We start from the raw sequence: 15,094 nt of genomic DNA, 5'->3' as shown, positions 1-15,094 counted from the left end.
AATTCACCGCCGGCGGTGCGATGCGCGCGATGCCTTCCGGCGCCGCCTTTTGCCGGCTGCATTTGTGTCAGCACGTGTCAGTTGATGGTGTGCCGGAAGGAAACGCCTAGGCTTTGGCGGACGAAGCAGAGACATCGGGTTCGGAGGAGTGCGCAATGATGCGAGCGGTTGCTTCCATTCTTTGGCGCCGGCTTGACCAGGAAGGCCACGACGCTTGCCTTCTGTCGGAATCGGGCTCTCGGTGGAACCTCAGGGGACAGGCGCTTTTCGTCCAGGACGGCGAGCCGTGCAGCATCGCCTACGAGGCGGACTGCGACGCCGATTGGCATACACGATCGGCGCGCGCCGACGGCTTTCTCGGCACGCAAGAGCTGCATTACAGGATCGACCGGCTGACCGAGCGCCAATGGACGCTGAACGGCGAGCATCAAGCGGAAGTCGACGGTCTCATCGATGTCGATCTCGGCTTCACGCCCGCCACAAACCTTTTGGCGCTTCGTCGTTTTGCCCTCGATGTCGGTATGGCGACGCCCGCGCCGGCAGCCTATCTGACATTTCCCGAACTCAGGCTCGTTCGCCTCGAGCAAACCTATCAGCGCGTCGATGCTGCACATTACGCCTATGCCGCCCCGATGTTCGGCTACCACGAGACACTGGAGGTCTCGCCGCTCGGTTTCGTCCTCGACTATCCGCGCCTGTGGAGAGCCACGGCACAGCTGGGCTGAAGCGAGCACCATTTTGGCAAGAAGCAGTGCAGGCGCGATGCTGCGCTGGTGTGTCGCCCGGCCGGCAGCGGCGGCACGCCTTGCGAAACCGCTATCATTTGGCTAAGGAGGCCGCGCATTGAGCGCCCGGCCACAGCTTGGCGCATTTTCCGCTTTTCGCCCTCCGGTCCGGCATCCAGTCAAAGGCATTTCGCTTCTATGGCGCGCATCGTGATGAAATTCGGCGGAACCTCCGTCGCCGACATCGCCCGCATCCGCAATGTGGCGCGTCATGTCAAACGCGAGGTCGGCGCCGGCCATGAGGTCGCCGTCGTGGTCTCGGCGATGGCCGGCAAGACCAACGAGCTCGTGCAATGGACGCGAGAGGCCTCGCCGATGCACGATGCGCGTGAATATGACGCCGTGGTCGCGTCGGGCGAGCAGGTCACTGCCGGCTTGCTGGCGATCGCGCTGCAGAATATCGGCGTGCATGCCCGCTCCTGGCAAGGCTGGCAGATCCCGATCAAGACCGACAACGCGCATGGCGCGGCGCGCATTCTCGATATCGACGGCGGATTCCTGATCAAGCGCTTCGGCGAAGGCCAGGTGGCGGTGGTCGCCGGTTTCCAAGGCATCGGGCCGGACAACCGGATCGCAACGCTCGGCCGCGGCGGTTCCGATACCAGCGCTGTCGCCGTCGCGGCAGCGGTCAAGGCCGACCGCTGCGATATCTACACCGATGTCGACGGGGTCTATACGACCGATCCGCGCATCGAGCCGAAGGCGCGGCGGCTGGCCAAGATTTCGTTCGAGGAAATGCTCGAAATGGCCTCGCTAGGCGCCAAGGTCCTGCAGGTGCGCTCGGTCGAGCTTGCCATGGTGCACAGGGTGCGTACTTTCGTGCGGTCGTCCTTCGACGATCCCGATGCACCCGGAATGGGGGATTTGCTTAATCCGCCGGGAACGCTTATTTGCGATGAGGAAGAGATCGTGGAACAGCAGGTCGTCACCGGAATTGCCTACGCCAAGGACGAGGCGCAGATTTCGTTGCGCCGCGTCGGCGATCGGCCGGGCGTCGCCGCCGGCATTTTCGGGCCGCTGGCCGAGGCCAACATCAATGTCGACATGATCGTCCAGAATATCTCCGAGGACGGCAAGTTCACTGACATGACCTTCACCGTGCCATCCGGCGACGTCGACAAGGCGCTCGCCGTGCTCGAGCGGCTGAAGGCGACGATCGGCTACGACGTGGTGCAGTCGGAAGCCGGCATGTCGAAGGTCTCGGTCATCGGCATCGGCATGCGCAGCCATGCCGGCGTCGCCGCTACCGCCTTCAAGGCGCTTGCCGACCGCGCGATCAACATCCGCGCCATCACGACGTCCGAAATCAAGATTTCGATCCTGATCGACGGTCCCTATACGGAACTAGCAGTTCGCACTTTGCATTCCGTGTACGGTCTGGATAAGCAGTAGCGGACTGCATCGGCCCGAAAATCGGAATCGATTTTCGGAAGGCAGGATGCAGCGGATCGAAAATCTTGGAGCGGTCTTTATGCGTCCAATTGGACGATGGCGCTCTAATTGAGTTGTTGCGTTTGTGCCGCTGTGCAGGGCAACCTGCACCGGTTGAAACGCTATTGGAGAAGAAGCCGCGATGCGTGATTCGGCCAGTGGCCCGCGCGTTTTGCTGAAACGGCTCCGCGAGCTCATGCAAGAGCCGCTGGAGCCGCAGGAGCGGCTTGACCGAATCGTGCGCGACATCGCCTCCAACATGGTTGCCGAGGTCTGCTCGCTCTATGTGCTGCGCGCCGATTCGGTGCTCGAACTCTACGCCACCGAAGGCCTGAACCCGAACGCCGTCCACCTGGCGCAGCTCAGGCTGGGCCAAGGCTTGGTCGGCACGATCGCGGCCTCGGCGCGGCCGCTCAACCTCTCCAATGCACAGGAGCATCCTGCCTTCGCCTACCTGCCGGAGACAGGGGAAGAAATCTATAATTCCTTCCTCGGCGTGCCGGTGCTGCGGGCAGGGCGGACACTCGGCGTCCTGGTCGTGCAGAACAAGACCATGCGCCATTATCGCGACGACGAGGTCGAGGCGCTGGAAACAACGGCGATGGTGATCGCCGAGATGATCGCCACCGGCGATCTGGAGCGGCTGACAAGGCCCGGCCTCGAGCTCGATCTGCGCCGCCCGGTAAGCTTTACCGGCCTGTCCTTCAACGAAGGCGTCGGTCTCGGCCATGTGGTGCTGCACGAGCCGCGCATTGTCGTCACCAATCTTTTCAACGAGGACAGCGAGGAAGAGGTCAGGCGGCTCGACGCGTCGCTCGGCTCGCTCAGGCTCTCCATCGACGACATGCTGGAGCGCCGCGACGTCGCCTTCGAGGGCGAGCATCGCCAGGTGCTCGAAGCCTATCGCATGTTCGCCAACGACCGCGGCTGGGTGCGCCGGCTCGAGGAGGCGATCCGCAACGGCCTGACGGCCGAAGCGGCGGTCGAAAAGGTGCAGAGCGACATGCGTGCCCGCATGCTGCACATGACCGATCCGTATCTGCGCGAACGGATGAGCGATTTCGACGATCTCGCCAATCGGCTGCTGCGGCAGCTGATGGGGCGCGGACCGGAGGACGTCGCGGCCTCGCTGCCCAAGGACGCCATCATCGTCGCCCGCTCGATGGGGGCTGCCGAGCTGCTCGACTATCCCAGAGACAAGCTGCGCGGGCTGGTGCTGGAGGACGGCGCGGCGACCAGCCATGTCGTCATCGTGGCGCGGGCGATGGGCATACCTGTCGCCGGCCAAATGAAAGGCGCCGTTTCCATGGCGGAAAACGGCGATGCCATCATCGTCGACGGCGAGGAGGGTGCAATCCATCTGCGCCCGCAGCCCGACCTCGAGGCGGCCTATGCCGAGAAAGTGCGTTTCCGGGCGCGGCGGCAGGAGGTCTACCGCGAGCTGCGCAAGAAGCCGTCGGTGACCAAGGACGGTGTCCAGGTCGACCTTCTGATGAATGCCGGGCTGGCGGTCGACCTGCCGCAACTGGCCGAAGCGGGCGCGGCCGGCATCGGCCTGTTCCGCACCGAGCTGCAATTCATGGTCGCCTCGACCTTTCCGCGCGCGGAAGCCCAGGAACGGCTCTATCGTGACGTGCTGGAAGCGGCGCGCGACAAGCCGGTGACGTTCCGCACCATCGATATTGGCGGCGACAAGGTGCTGCCCTATTTCAAGGGCTCGATCCAGGAGGAAAATCCGGCGCTCGGCTGGCGGGCCATCCGCCTGACGCTCGACCGGCCTGGATTGCTGCGCACCCAGATCCGCGCGCTGCTCAAGGCGTGCGGCGGACGCGAACTGAAGCTGATGCTGCCAATGGTGACGGAACTCGGCGAGATCGCGCAGGCGCGCGAGATCATCGATCGCGAGGTGCGGCATCTGTCGCGCTTTGCCCATCATTTGCCGACCAGCCTGAAGCTCGGGGCGATGCTGGAGGTGCCGTCGCTGCTGTTCCAGCTCGACGAACTGATGAAGGCGGTCGATTTCGTCTCGGTCGGCTCGAACGACCTGTTCCAGTTCGTCATGGCGGTGGATCGCGGCAACACCCAATTGTCCGACCGCTTCGACCCGCTGTCGACGCCGTTCCTGCGTGTTTTGAAGCAAATTGCCGATGCCGGGGCGCGCAACCAGACGCCGGTGACCTTGTGCGGCGAACTGGCCGGCAAGCCGATTTCGGCGATGGCGCTGATCGGCCTTGGCTATCGCTCGATCTCGATGTCGCCGGCATCGATCGGCCCGGTCAAGGCGATGCTGACGGAACTGCCGCTCAGCGAGTTGGAAGCGTTCTTCGACGACAATCTGATGGCGCCGGCGCATGGCCTGCCGATGCGGGCGCTGCTGCAAGCCTTTGCCGACGACCGCTCTATACCGCTATAGACTTCGCCATGATCAACCTGCCCCGCGACCGTATGGATCAAGTCGTCAAGCGTTTCGACATGCTCGAAGCGCAGATGTCGGCCGGGCCGGCGGCGGACGCCTATGTCAGGATGGCCTCCGAATATGCCGACATCCAGGAGATGGTGGCAAAGATCAGGGCGCTGCGCGCCGCCGAGCGCGAACAGGCCGATCTGGAGGCGATGCTCGCCGACAAGGGCACCGACGCCGAGATGCGGGCCTTGGCCGAGGCCGACCTGCCGGAGGTCAAGCATCACATCGAGGCGCTGCAGAAGGACATCCAGATCCTGCTGTTGCCCAAGGATGCCGCCGACGACAAGAACGCCATCCTCGAGATCCGCGCCGGCACCGGCGGCGACGAGGCGGCGCTTTTCGCCGGCGACCTGTTTCGCATGTACGAGCGCTATGCCGCGGCGCATGGCTGGCGTTTCGAGACGGTGTCGGCCAGCGAGGGTGAGGTCGGCGGCTACAAGGAAATCATCGCCACCGTTTCGGGCAAGGGCGTCTTTGCCCATCTGAAGTTCGAATCCGGCGTGCACCGGGTGCAGCGCGTGCCGACGACCGAGGCGGGCGGACGCATTCATACCTCGGCGGCGACGGTCGCGGTGCTGCCGGAAGCCGAAGAAGTCGACATCGACATCAGGGCCGATGACATCCGCATCGACACGATGCGCGCCTCGGGTTCCGGCGGCCAGCACGTCAACACCACCGATTCGGCCGTGCGCATCACCCATCTTCCGACCGGCATCATGGTGGTGCAGGCGGAAAAGTCGCAGCACCAGAACCGGGCGAAGGCCATGCAGATCCTGCGCGCCAGGCTCTACGACCTCGAGCGCAGCAAGGCGGACGAGGAACGTTCCGAATCGCGCAAGTCGCAGGTCGGCTCGGGCGACCGCTCGGAACGCATCCGCACCTATAATTTTCCGCAGGGTCGCGTCACCGATCATCGTATCAACCTGACGCTCTATAAGCTCGACCGGGTGATGATGGGCGAACTCGACGAGATCATCGACGCGCTGATAGCCGATCACCAGTCGAAGCTGCTCGCCGATATCGGCATCGATGGCTGACAGCCTGCCCGCCACGCTGGCGCCGCTGCTGCGGGAGGCGCAAAACCGGCTCGCCGCAGCCGGGATCGCGGATCCGGCGCTCGATGCCAGGCTGATCGTCGAGCATTTTTCCGGCACCAGTCGCACGCAGGCCATCGCCGATCCCGGGCGCGCTGTCGATACGGACGTGACGGCGGTAATCGAAGCCGCCTTGCGGCGGCGCATCGCCGGCGAGCCGGTACACCGGATCCTTGGCTACCGCGAATTCTACGGCTTGCGCCTTTCGCTTTCGCCGCAAACGCTGGAGCCGCGGCCGGATACCGAAACGCTGGTCGAGGCTATACTGCCCTTCGTCAAGGCAATGGCGGCACGCGAGGGCGGCTGCCGCATCCTCGATCTAGGGACCGGTACCGGTGCCATCGCGCTGGCGCTGCTCAGCGCCGTTCCGGCCGCGACCGCCACCGGCGTTGACATTTCGCAGGAGGCGCTGGCCACAGCCATGCGTAATGCCGGGGAATTGGGGCTCGTCGGCCGGTTCACGCCGGTCAAATCCGACTGGTTTGAAAAAGTTTCTGGCCTGTACCATGTAATTGTCGCAAACCCTCCCTATATACCCTTAGACGACATTGGAAATCTGCAGGACGAGGTCCGCGGTTTCGATCCACGCCAGGCCCTCGATGGCGGCGTGGACGGTCTGAGCCCCTACAGGAAGATCGCCGCGGGAGCGGCAGCGTATTTGGAACTCCAAGGCAGGATTGCGGTCGAGATCGGCCATACGCAGCACCAACAGGTTACGGAGATATTCTCCGCGGCCGGGTACCGTTCGGTCGGGGTGTTTCGTGATCTCGGCGGAAACGACAGAGTTCTTGTGTTCGAACGGTGGAAGCCGTGATGCAGTGCGAAAAAAGCGCTTGGCAATACCGGGGAATGCGGCTAGGGTCGCGTTAACCGGATGAGACGAAGCAGGCAGTGCTCTTAGCGATTCGGTTTTCCTTGGAAATAGCTGCCTTCTTGCGCAAACGACGCCCAAGCTTCGTGCGGGAATCGTCCGGCAAGTGAAGTAACCGGAACAGGATGGCACGTGGCGCCAACGCAATTGATGCGGGCGAACGCCGGTGAAGGAACGAAACGGCTGGCCGTATGAGCGCCTCCGTTCGTGAAGAGTTTTTCGAAAATTTCAAAGTGAAGAGAGTCTAATGAGGCCACAACAGCAAAACAGGCGCATGCGCGGTCGCAACAACAGTGGCGGCGGCGGCAACAACAATAACAACAACAATCGTAAGGGGCCGAATCCCCTGACGCGTAACTATGAGAGCAACGGCCCGGACGTGAAGATCCGCGGATCGGCTCAGCAGATTGCCGAGAAGTACGCAACCCTTGCCCGTGACGCGCAAAGCTCCGGCGACCGGGTGATGGCGGAAAACTATCTCCAGCATGCAGAGCACTATAACCGCATCATCGCAGCCGCTCAGGCGCAGATGCCGATCCAGAACGCCCAGCAGAATCGCGACGATTTCGACGATGACGGCGACGAGGATCGCGACGAGTTCGACAATGCCGGCAACAACAATGCCAACGAGACGTCGGGTTCGGCGGTCAATCACGGGGCCGGCCCGCAGCCGGTCATCGATGGCACGCCGGCCGAGCTGGCGCTGAACCAGGAAAACAGCCGCGACAATCGGGGCGGCCGCGATAACCGTGACGGACGCGACAACAATGGCGGACGCCACCGCGACCGTCGCCCCAATGGCGGTTACGGCCAGAACGGCCAGCGCGGCGAGTATGGCGCGCGCGGCGAGCAGCAGGGTGGACAGCGCGTCGAACAGCCACGGCGCGACGAGACGCCGGCGCAGGCGGAGCCCGTGCCGGCCGCTGAGCCGGTCTTTGTGAGCGAGCCCGCACCGCAATTCGAAAACCTTTCGCCAGCGGGTCTCGCCGCCCAGGCCGAGCTCAACGAAGCCGCGGCCGAAAACAGCCCGGCACGCCGCCCCAGGCGTCCGCGCCGTCCGCGGCTCGATGTCGAACCGGCAAATGGCGGCAACGACAACGCCGGCCGTGACAGTGCCGAGACAAGCAGTGCCGAGACAAGCAATGCCGAGACTGGCAATACCGACGCTGGCAATGTCGATGCAGCGCCGGCTGAAGGCCCCGGCGGTCAAGCTGTGATCGCAGACGTCGAGAATTGATCGGAAAAACGTTCAGCCGATCTTAGCGCATCCTTTACCCTGGACGGCGGAGAGAAATCTCCGCCGTTTTTGTTTTGCGCGCTCGGAATATTATGCATTCGCCAGTGTCGAGGCGTCTTGAGGGTCTGTGGTTTGCGTCCCATATCTTGCGTGAACAGGACCCGGCTCGAACGGGCGGGTCCGTCACCGCAATCTGATCCGGTGCCGCGAAGCGGGCCGGTGACGGAAGGAGACAGGCATGAATCTTGAAAAATATTCCGAGCGCGTGCGCGGCTTTATCCAGTCCGCGCAAACCATGGCGCTTTCCCGCAATCACCAGCAATTCACCCCCGAGCATATCCTCAAGGTCCTTGTCGATGACGACGAGGGCCTGGCTGCGTCGCTGATCGAGCGCGCCGGCGGCAATGTCCGTGACGTCAAGCTCGGCGTCGAAACGGCACTGGAGGCAATGCCCAAGGTCGAGGGCGGCAATGGCCAGCTCTATCTGGCGCAGCCGCTGGCAAAGGTGTTTTCGACCGCCGAGGAACTGGCCAAGAAGGCCAGTGACAGCTTCGTTACCGTCGAACGGCTATTGCAGGCGCTGGCCATGGAAAAATCGGCCAAGACCGCCGACATCCTGTCCAAGGCGGGTGTCACGCCGCAGGCGCTGAACCAGGTCATCAACGACGTACGCAAAGGTCGCACTGCCGATTCGGCGAGCGCCGAGCAGGGCTACGACGCGCTGAAGAAATACGCGCGCGACCTGACGGCGGACGCCCGCGCGGGCAAGCTCGATCCGGTCATCGGCCGCGACGACGAAATCCGCCGCACCATCCAGGTGCTGTCGCGCCGCACCAAGAACAACCCAGTGCTGATCGGCGAACCCGGCGTCGGCAAGACGGCGATCGCCGAAGGGCTGGCGCTGCGCATCGTCAATGGCGATGTGCCGGAATCGCTCAAGGACAAGCAGCTGATGGCGCTCGACATGGGGTCGCTGATCGCCGGCGCCAAATACCGCGGCGAGTTCGAGGAGCGGCTGAAGGCGGTGCTTTCCGAAGTCACGTCTGCCGCCGGCGGCATCATTCTGTTCATCGACGAGATGCACACGCTTGTCGGTGCCGGCAAGGCGGATGGCGCCATGGACGCGTCGAACCTGCTGAAGCCGGCGCTCGCCCGCGGCGAACTGCACTGCGTCGGCGCCACCACGCTCGACGAGTACCGCAAGCATGTCGAGAAGGATGCGGCCCTTGCCCGCCGCTTCCAGCCGGTCTTCGTCAATGAGCCGACGGTCGAAGACACCGTCTCGATCCTGCGCGGCCTGAAAGAGAAATACGAGCAGCACCACAAGGTGCGCATCTCGGATTCGGCGCTGGTCGCGGCCGCTACACTGTCAAACCGTTACATCGCCGACCGCTTCCTGCCGGACAAGGCGATCGATCTCGTCGACGAGGCCGCGTCGCGGCTCCGCATGCAGGTCGATTCGAAGCCCGAGGCGCTGGACGAGATCGATCGCCGCATCATGCAGCTCAAGATCGAGCGCGAGGCGCTGAAGGTCGAGAAGGACGATGCCTCGAAGGACCGGCTCGCGCGGCTCGAGAAGGAACTCTCGAACCTCGAGGAGGAATCGACCGAGCTGACCTCGAAATGGCAGGCCGAGAAGCAGAAGCTCGGGCTTGCCGCCGACCTCAAGAAGCAGCTCGACGAGGCGCGCAACGAACTTGCCATTGCCCAGCGCAAGGGCGAATTCCAGCGCGCCGGCGAACTTGCCTATGGCAAGATCCCGGAACTCGAAAAGCAGCTGAAGCAGGCCGAAGCCAGGGATGGCAAGGCCGGCATGGTCGAGGAAGTGGTCGGTCCCGATCACGTCGCCCATATCGTCTCGCGCTGGACGGGGATCCCGGTCGACAAGATGCTGGAAGGCGAGCGCGACAAGCTGTTGCGCATGGAAGACGAGGTCGGCAAGCGCGTCGTCGGCCAGGGCGAGGCGGTGCAGGCAGTGTCGAAAGCCGTGCGCCGTGCGCGCGCCGGCCTTCAGGACCCGAACCGGCCGCTCGGCTCGTTCATGTTCCTCGGACCGACGGGCGTCGGCAAGACCGAATTGACCAAGGCGCTGGCCAGCTTCCTGTTCGACGACGAGAGCGCCATGGTGCGCATCGACATGTCGGAGTTCATGGAGAAGCACTCGGTCGCCCGGCTGATCGGCGCGCCTCCCGGCTATGTCGGCTATGAGGAAGGCGGCGCGCTGACCGAAGCGGTGCGGCGCCGGCCCTATCAGGTCGTGCTGTTCGACGAGATCGAGAAGGCGCATCCTGATGTCTTCAACGTGCTGCTGCAGGTGCTCGACGACGGCCGGCTGACCGATGGGCAGGGCCGCACGGTCGATTTCCGCAACACGCTGATCATCATGACATCGAACCTCGGCGGCGAATATCTGGTCAATCTCGGCGAGGACCAGGATGTCGACGTCGTGCGCGACGAGGTGATGAATGTCGTCAGGGCTTCGTTCCGGCCGGAATTCCTCAACCGCATCGACGAGGTAATCCTGTTCCACCGGCTGCGCCGCCAGGATATGGGTCGTATCGTCGAGATCCAGCTCAAGCGCCTGGAAAACCTGCTTGTCGACCGCAAGATCGCGCTTTCGCTCGATCAGGAGGCGATCGACTGGCTGGCGGCCAAGGGTTACGACCCGGCCTATGGCGCGCGGCCGCTGAAGCGGGTGATGCAGAAGGAATTGCAGGACCCGCTGGCGGAAAAGATCCTGCTCGGCGAGATCCTCGACGGCTCAACCGTCAAGGTCACCGCCGGCTCCGACCGCTTGAACTTCCGCTCGAAGCCCGCGGTCGTGGCAACCGAGGCAGCCGCCTGAGCTCAAGCCAAGAGCCTGTTCCATCCCGATCGAATCGGGATGGAATTCCTGTCTTCAATCTCGACCATGATCCTTTCCGAAAAACCGGCATACCCTTTTGTTACGCCGGCCTTCGGTTCATGGTCCAACATCACTGGCGGGGCGCAGATGACGCTGGACGACTATAACAGCTTCTGCGCCTCGCTGCCTTCGGCGACCCATGTCGTGCAGTGGGGCGGCGCCCATGTCTGGAAGGTCGGCGGCAAGGTCTTCGCGATCGGCGGCTGGAGTGAGGGCAAGGAGCCGTTCGTTACCTTCAAATGCTCCGACATCGCCTATGACGTGCTGAGGGAGCAGCCGGGCCTTCGGCCCGCGCCCTATCTTGCCTCACGCGGCATGAAATGGATCCAGCGCCAGACCGGCGAAAGCATGGATGATGGCGCGCTGAAGGATTACCTGCGCGAAAGCCACCGTCTTGTCGTGCTGAAGCTGACGAAGCAGGCGCGCAAGGAATTGGGACTCGCTGCCGGTTAATCGGTCAGAAATCCGCCATCTTCATGCCCGGTTCATATTGGAACCTTATCGTTGGCAACTGATTTGCTGGCGAAGGGGTTCGCCTACCACATCGGCCCGAAATCGAGTTTTGATTTTCGCAAAGCACGATGCGGAGATTTAAAGCGTTAGAGCGTCCTTTGCGCGTCGAAAAAGACGCGCGGCGCTTTGAAGAGACAATGCCGGCGGCGGCAATTACGGACCGGAGAATTTGGCCATCATGTTGCGCACCATCTTCACCCTTTCAGCGCTTGCTGCCGGGCTGCTGGCGTCGAATGCGATGGCCTCGCCAATAGTGGATACCGCGCCACGGGTGGTTCGTGCCGCCAATGGCGGCGGCATTCTTGTCGCCCAGAACGGCAATCTCGATATCTACTACGATGCCAGGGGAAACCGCGTCATCGTCGATGCGGAGACCGGCAAGGTCATCGCCATCCAGCCGCCGCAGACCAGGCTCGACCGCCGCGCCTTGCGCCGCGAGCGCTTGCGCAATCTCGGACCGGTCGAGGACGGCCGCTATTATCTCGACGACCCGCAGGACATGGCGCGCTACCGCCGCAGGCAGTTGGAAGACGAGGGCAGGATCATCGTGCCGCCGGCCGACGACTACGATCTTAATGGCGACAATTCGGTGGAAGCCTTCCCCGAAGCGCCACGGGATGACGGCTACGGCAACGGTTATCCGGAGGCAGCGCAGCCGGTGAGGCCGCGCACCATCGAGCGCCAGCCGCTCAACGAGGCCTCGATCGAGCCGGTCGAGCCGACGGTGCCGAACGAGCAGGCGGCCTTACCGCCAGACACAGCCCCGCCGCCAAGCACTGGCGGCAAGACGGCGGTCGACCCGTCGCTTGCGCTCGGCGCCCGCGAGGACGTGGCGGTACTGCAGGTGCTGCTCGACCGTGCCGGTGCATCGCCCGGCGTCATCGACGGACGCTTCGGCTCGAATGTCGACAAGGCGCTCGCCGCCTATAATGAGATCACCGGCAGCAATCTGAAATCGACCGACGCAATCGGCATCCAGGCGGCCCTGGCGCAATCCGGCGGCGATGCCTTCGCCTCCTATACGATCACGCCCGAGGATGCGGCCGGTCCCTATGTCGCCTCGATACCGGAGGACTACAGCCAAAAGGCCCAGCTCGATCGGATGGGCTACACGTCGGTACCCGAAGCGCTGGCCGAGCGCTTCCATATGGATGAAACCTATCTGAACAAGCTCAATCCGGACGCCAATTTCAATCGTCCGGGCACCATCATCAAGGTCGCCAATTTCGGCAGGCTGGTGGCGACGCCGGTGGCGCGCATCATCGCCGACAAGTCCAATAAGCAGGTCCGCGCCTATGATGCGGCGGGCAAGCTGGTCGCAGCCTATCCGGCGACTATCGGCTCGTCCGACACGCCGTCGCCGTCCGGCACGCATGCGGTGTCGCGTGTCGCATTGGACCCGAACTACACCTACAACCCGAACATCAATTTCAAGCAGGGCGAAAACGACAGGATCCTGACCATCCCGCCGGGGCCGAACGGCCCGGTCGGCTCGGTCTGGATTGCGCTGGACAAGCCGACCTACGGCATTCACGGCACGCCGGATCCGTCCAAGATCGGCAAGACCGAAAGCCATGGCTGCGTGCGGCTGACCAATTGGGACGCGCGCGAGCTTGCCAAGATCGTGACGCCCGGCGTTATCGTGGAGTTCGTCGACTAAAGCGCAACGCCTTCGCCCGAATCACCCGATGACCTTGCGCAGCAGTGGCGCGCGCAGCGCTGCGGCATAGATCAGCTGCACCACCAGGATGAAGCCGACGCTGAGCAACGGGCTGATCAGGCAGAGTGCAGCGCCGACGGCCCACAGGATCTGTGCCTTGACGATGCGCAGATAGACCGTTCGGGTGGTCTCCGCGTCGACACCTTCGGCCAGAAATCCGTTTTTGTCCGCGTAGCGCCAACTGGCGAGCAGCGTCAGTCCGAGCATCAAAAGATTGAACCAGTAGACGAGCACCGCAGTCCTGAATTCGAGGAAGTCGGCGAGAAGGTCGGTCGAGAACGGCAGCAAGGCGATGAAGCCGAGGAAACAGAGGTTCAGCGTGGCAAGCCGCCGGTCGGATTTTGCAATCAGCCCGTGTTGCGCCTGCTGGCCGAACCAGAAGATGGTCAGCGTCAGGAAGCTGAGCGCATAGGTCAGGAAGCGCGGCGCCAGTGCTGTGATCGCTGTGATCAACTCGCGTTCGGAATGCACCGTTTCATGCGCCGGCACCCTGATCTCGAGAACGATCAGGGTGAGCGCGATGGCGAACACGCCGTCGGTGATGCCGACGACGCGCCCGCGTCCTTCCGCCGAGGGTTCGAGCGGTCGTTTCATGCGGTATTTCCCCCTTGTCTGTAGCGCTGCGAGAAGCTTAGCACGGCACTTGCCGTTTGCACCCTGAGCGGCGTGATCCTGCCTGTGTGGCCAGGTTGGGCCTGGTTTCAACGAGAACAGCGTGCTGGCCGGTTGTCGCCGGCGCGCCGGCGATCTAGGTAAGGCGGCATGCACACGCCAACCAAAGTCGGTACCGGCGCCGTTCCCCTGACCGGCTCACTTCCCGCCGATACGTTCTGTCCGCAGGCGCAGCGGCGGTTCGTGCTGATCGCCGCGATCCTGGCTTCTGCCCTCGGCTTTATCGACGGGTCGGTCCTGGCCATTGCAACGCCGGCGATCCGCGTCGACCTCGGCGCCAGCCTCGCCGAGGCACAATGGATTTCCAATGCCTACGCATTGACACTCTCGGCCCTCATTCTCGTCGGCGGCGCCGCCGGCGATCGCTTCGGCCTGCGCCACTCCTTCGTCGCCGGCATCGTCCTGTTCATTGCCGCCTCGCTTGCCTGCGCGCTGGCGCCTAACCCGGCGGTGCTTATTGCGTTTCGGGCTATCCAGGGTGTCGGAGCGGCCATCATGGTGCCGGGCAGCCTGGCCATTATCGCCAAAGCCTATCCGAAAAAGGAACGCGGCCGGGCGATCGGCATCTGGGCCGCAGCATCGGCCCTGACGACCGCGCTCGGCCCGGTGCTGGGCGGCTTCGTGCTGTCGGCGTTCGGCGACGGCATCTGGCGGGCGATCTTCGCCATCAATCTGCCGCTCGGCCTTATCTCGGTCTATCTTCTGCTGGCCAAGGTCCCTGCCGACGCGCCGGCGGAAAAGCGCAGCCTCGATCTCGGCGGCGCTGCACTCGCCATATTGGCGTTCGGAGCTCTCGCTTACGGTCTGACCTCGATGAGCGGCGACGGGGAGGGGCTGATGTCCGGCCCGAGTATTGCCGCCGGTGCGGTTTTGCTCGTCGTGTTCATCGTCTTCGAGCGCCGGCGGCGCGAGCCGATGATCGATCTGTCGTTGTTTCGGATCGGCGCGTTCGCGGGCGCCAATGTGGCGACCTTCTTCCTTTATTTCGCGCTGTCGGCCAATCTGTTCTATCTGCCGATGCTCATGATCGCCGGATGGGGGCTGAGCGCGGCCGAGGTCGGTTTCATCTTCCTGCCGCTGTCGGCATTGATCGCAGTGTTGTCCGGACCGGTCGGCCAGTGGTCCGACCGCATCGGGCCTCGCTTTCCGATCGCCAGCGGCAGTCTGGTTGTGGCTCTTGCCTTTGCCGGACTTGCCTTGCTGGCCTATTGGGGCATCCACAATTTCTGGATCGGGGTATTCCCGCTGATGGCTCTGATGGGGTTCGGCATGGCGCTGGTGGTATCGCCGCTGTCGACGGGCGCGCAGGGCGGCAGGCCGGGGCGGGAACTACAGGTGCGGGGGTCGATCGAGTTTCATACGCACCGCCACCCGCCAGCAGCCCCCCAGTAGACGGGCTATG

General features: G+C 63.7%; 11 protein-coding genes. 10 read left to right on the top strand and 1 reads right to left on the bottom strand.

Going from position 1 to position 15,094, the window contains the following annotated elements:
- Positions 1–155 precede the first annotated feature (155 nt).
- The 9 genes from NKJ73_RS18415 (at position 156) to NKJ73_RS18375 (ending at position 12,960) form a co-directional block, all read left to right on the top strand.
- Positions 156–725, top strand: a complete 570-nt coding sequence (locus tag NKJ73_RS18415; RefSeq protein WP_023675150.1) for a putative glycolipid-binding domain-containing protein — start codon at positions 156–158, stop codon at positions 723–725.
- A gap of 198 nt (positions 726–923) precedes the next feature.
- The gene (locus NKJ73_RS18410) at positions 924–2,177 is read left to right on the top strand and encodes an aspartate kinase (protein ID WP_023675151.1); all 1,254 of its coding nucleotides are present in this window, start codon (positions 924–926) and stop codon (positions 2,175–2,177) included.
- Between the two features lie 181 nt (positions 2,178–2,358).
- A complete protein-coding gene (ptsP, locus tag NKJ73_RS18405; protein ID WP_352471315.1) occupies positions 2,359–4,629 on the top strand; it encodes a phosphoenolpyruvate--protein phosphotransferase in 2,271 nt (756 codons plus the stop codon).
- An 8-nt stretch (positions 4,630–4,637) separates the two neighbouring features.
- Positions 4,638–5,717: a peptide chain release factor 1 gene (prfA, locus tag NKJ73_RS18400; protein WP_352570515.1), complete on the top strand. Its 1,080-nt coding sequence runs from the start codon at positions 4,638–4,640 to the stop codon at positions 5,715–5,717.
- A complete protein-coding gene (gene prmC, locus NKJ73_RS18395) occupies positions 5,710–6,588 on the top strand; it encodes a peptide chain release factor N(5)-glutamine methyltransferase (RefSeq protein ID WP_352570514.1) in 879 nt (292 codons plus the stop codon). The genes prfA and prmC overlap by 8 nt, the downstream gene beginning before the upstream one ends.
- Positions 6,589–6,919: 331 nt before the next feature.
- A complete protein-coding gene (locus NKJ73_RS18390; RefSeq protein ID WP_352570513.1) occupies positions 6,920–7,882 on the top strand; it encodes a DUF4167 domain-containing protein in 963 nt (320 codons plus the stop codon).
- A gap of 238 nt (positions 7,883–8,120) precedes the next feature.
- Positions 8,121–10,727: an ATP-dependent chaperone ClpB gene (clpB, locus tag NKJ73_RS18385; protein WP_352570512.1), complete on the top strand. Its 2,607-nt coding sequence runs from the start codon at positions 8,121–8,123 to the stop codon at positions 10,725–10,727.
- Between the two features lie 147 nt (positions 10,728–10,874).
- A complete protein-coding gene (locus NKJ73_RS18380) occupies positions 10,875–11,240 on the top strand; it encodes an MmcQ/YjbR family DNA-binding protein (protein ID WP_352456638.1) in 366 nt (121 codons plus the stop codon).
- 238 nt (positions 11,241–11,478) lie between these two features.
- Positions 11,479–12,960 (top strand): L,D-transpeptidase family protein, encoded by a 1,482-nt coding sequence (locus NKJ73_RS18375; RefSeq protein WP_352570511.1) that lies wholly within the window; start codon positions 11,479–11,481, stop codon positions 12,958–12,960.
- A gap of 21 nt (positions 12,961–12,981) precedes the next feature.
- Here the strand turns inward: NKJ73_RS18375 and NKJ73_RS18370 are convergent, their stop codons facing one another.
- Positions 12,982–13,614, bottom strand: a complete 633-nt coding sequence (locus NKJ73_RS18370; RefSeq protein ID WP_023675159.1) for a TMEM175 family protein — start codon at positions 13,612–13,614, stop codon at positions 12,982–12,984.
- A 168-nt stretch (positions 13,615–13,782) separates the two neighbouring features.
- On the opposite strand from NKJ73_RS18370, the gene NKJ73_RS18365 reads away from it, so the two are divergent.
- Complete coding sequence (locus tag NKJ73_RS18365; protein WP_352570510.1) at positions 13,783–15,084, top strand: MFS transporter; 1,302 nt, start codon at positions 13,783–13,785, stop codon at positions 15,082–15,084.
- Positions 15,085–15,094 lie beyond the last annotated feature (10 nt).

It is taken from the genome of Mesorhizobium sp. M0074, assembly GCF_040322975.1.
GTDB lineage: Bacteria > Pseudomonadota > Alphaproteobacteria > Rhizobiales > Rhizobiaceae > Mesorhizobium.
Note: the sequence above shows the minus strand (reverse complement) of the source record. Positions and strands in the feature narration are given on the sequence as shown.

Bases quoted from the DNA above. Each gene is read 5' to 3' on its own strand.
- NKJ73_RS18415 (WP_023675150.1), top strand. From the start codon at position 156: ATGATGCGAGCGGTTGCTTCCATTCTTTGGCGCCGGCTTGACCAGGAA.
- NKJ73_RS18410 (WP_023675151.1), top strand. From the start codon at position 924: ATGGCGCGCATCGTGATGAAATTCGGCGGAACCTCCGTCGCCGACATC.
- ptsP (WP_352471315.1), top strand. From the start codon at position 2,359: ATGCGTGATTCGGCCAGTGGCCCGCGCGTTTTGCTGAAACGGCTCCGC.
- prfA (WP_352570515.1), top strand. From the start codon at position 4,638: ATGATCAACCTGCCCCGCGACCGTATGGATCAAGTCGTCAAGCGTTTC.
- prmC (WP_352570514.1), top strand. From the start codon at position 5,710: ATGGCTGACAGCCTGCCCGCCACGCTGGCGCCGCTGCTGCGGGAGGCG.
- NKJ73_RS18390 (WP_352570513.1), top strand. From the start codon at position 6,920: ATGCGCGGTCGCAACAACAGTGGCGGCGGCGGCAACAACAATAACAAC.
- clpB (WP_352570512.1), top strand. From the start codon at position 8,121: ATGAATCTTGAAAAATATTCCGAGCGCGTGCGCGGCTTTATCCAGTCC.
- NKJ73_RS18380 (WP_352456638.1), top strand. From the start codon at position 10,875: ATGACGCTGGACGACTATAACAGCTTCTGCGCCTCGCTGCCTTCGGCG.
- NKJ73_RS18375 (WP_352570511.1), top strand. From the start codon at position 11,479: ATGTTGCGCACCATCTTCACCCTTTCAGCGCTTGCTGCCGGGCTGCTG.
- NKJ73_RS18370 (WP_023675159.1), bottom strand. From the start codon at position 13,614: ATGAAACGACCGCTCGAACCCTCGGCGGAAGGACGCGGGCGCGTCGTC.
- NKJ73_RS18365 (WP_352570510.1), top strand. From the start codon at position 13,783: ATGCACACGCCAACCAAAGTCGGTACCGGCGCCGTTCCCCTGACCGGC.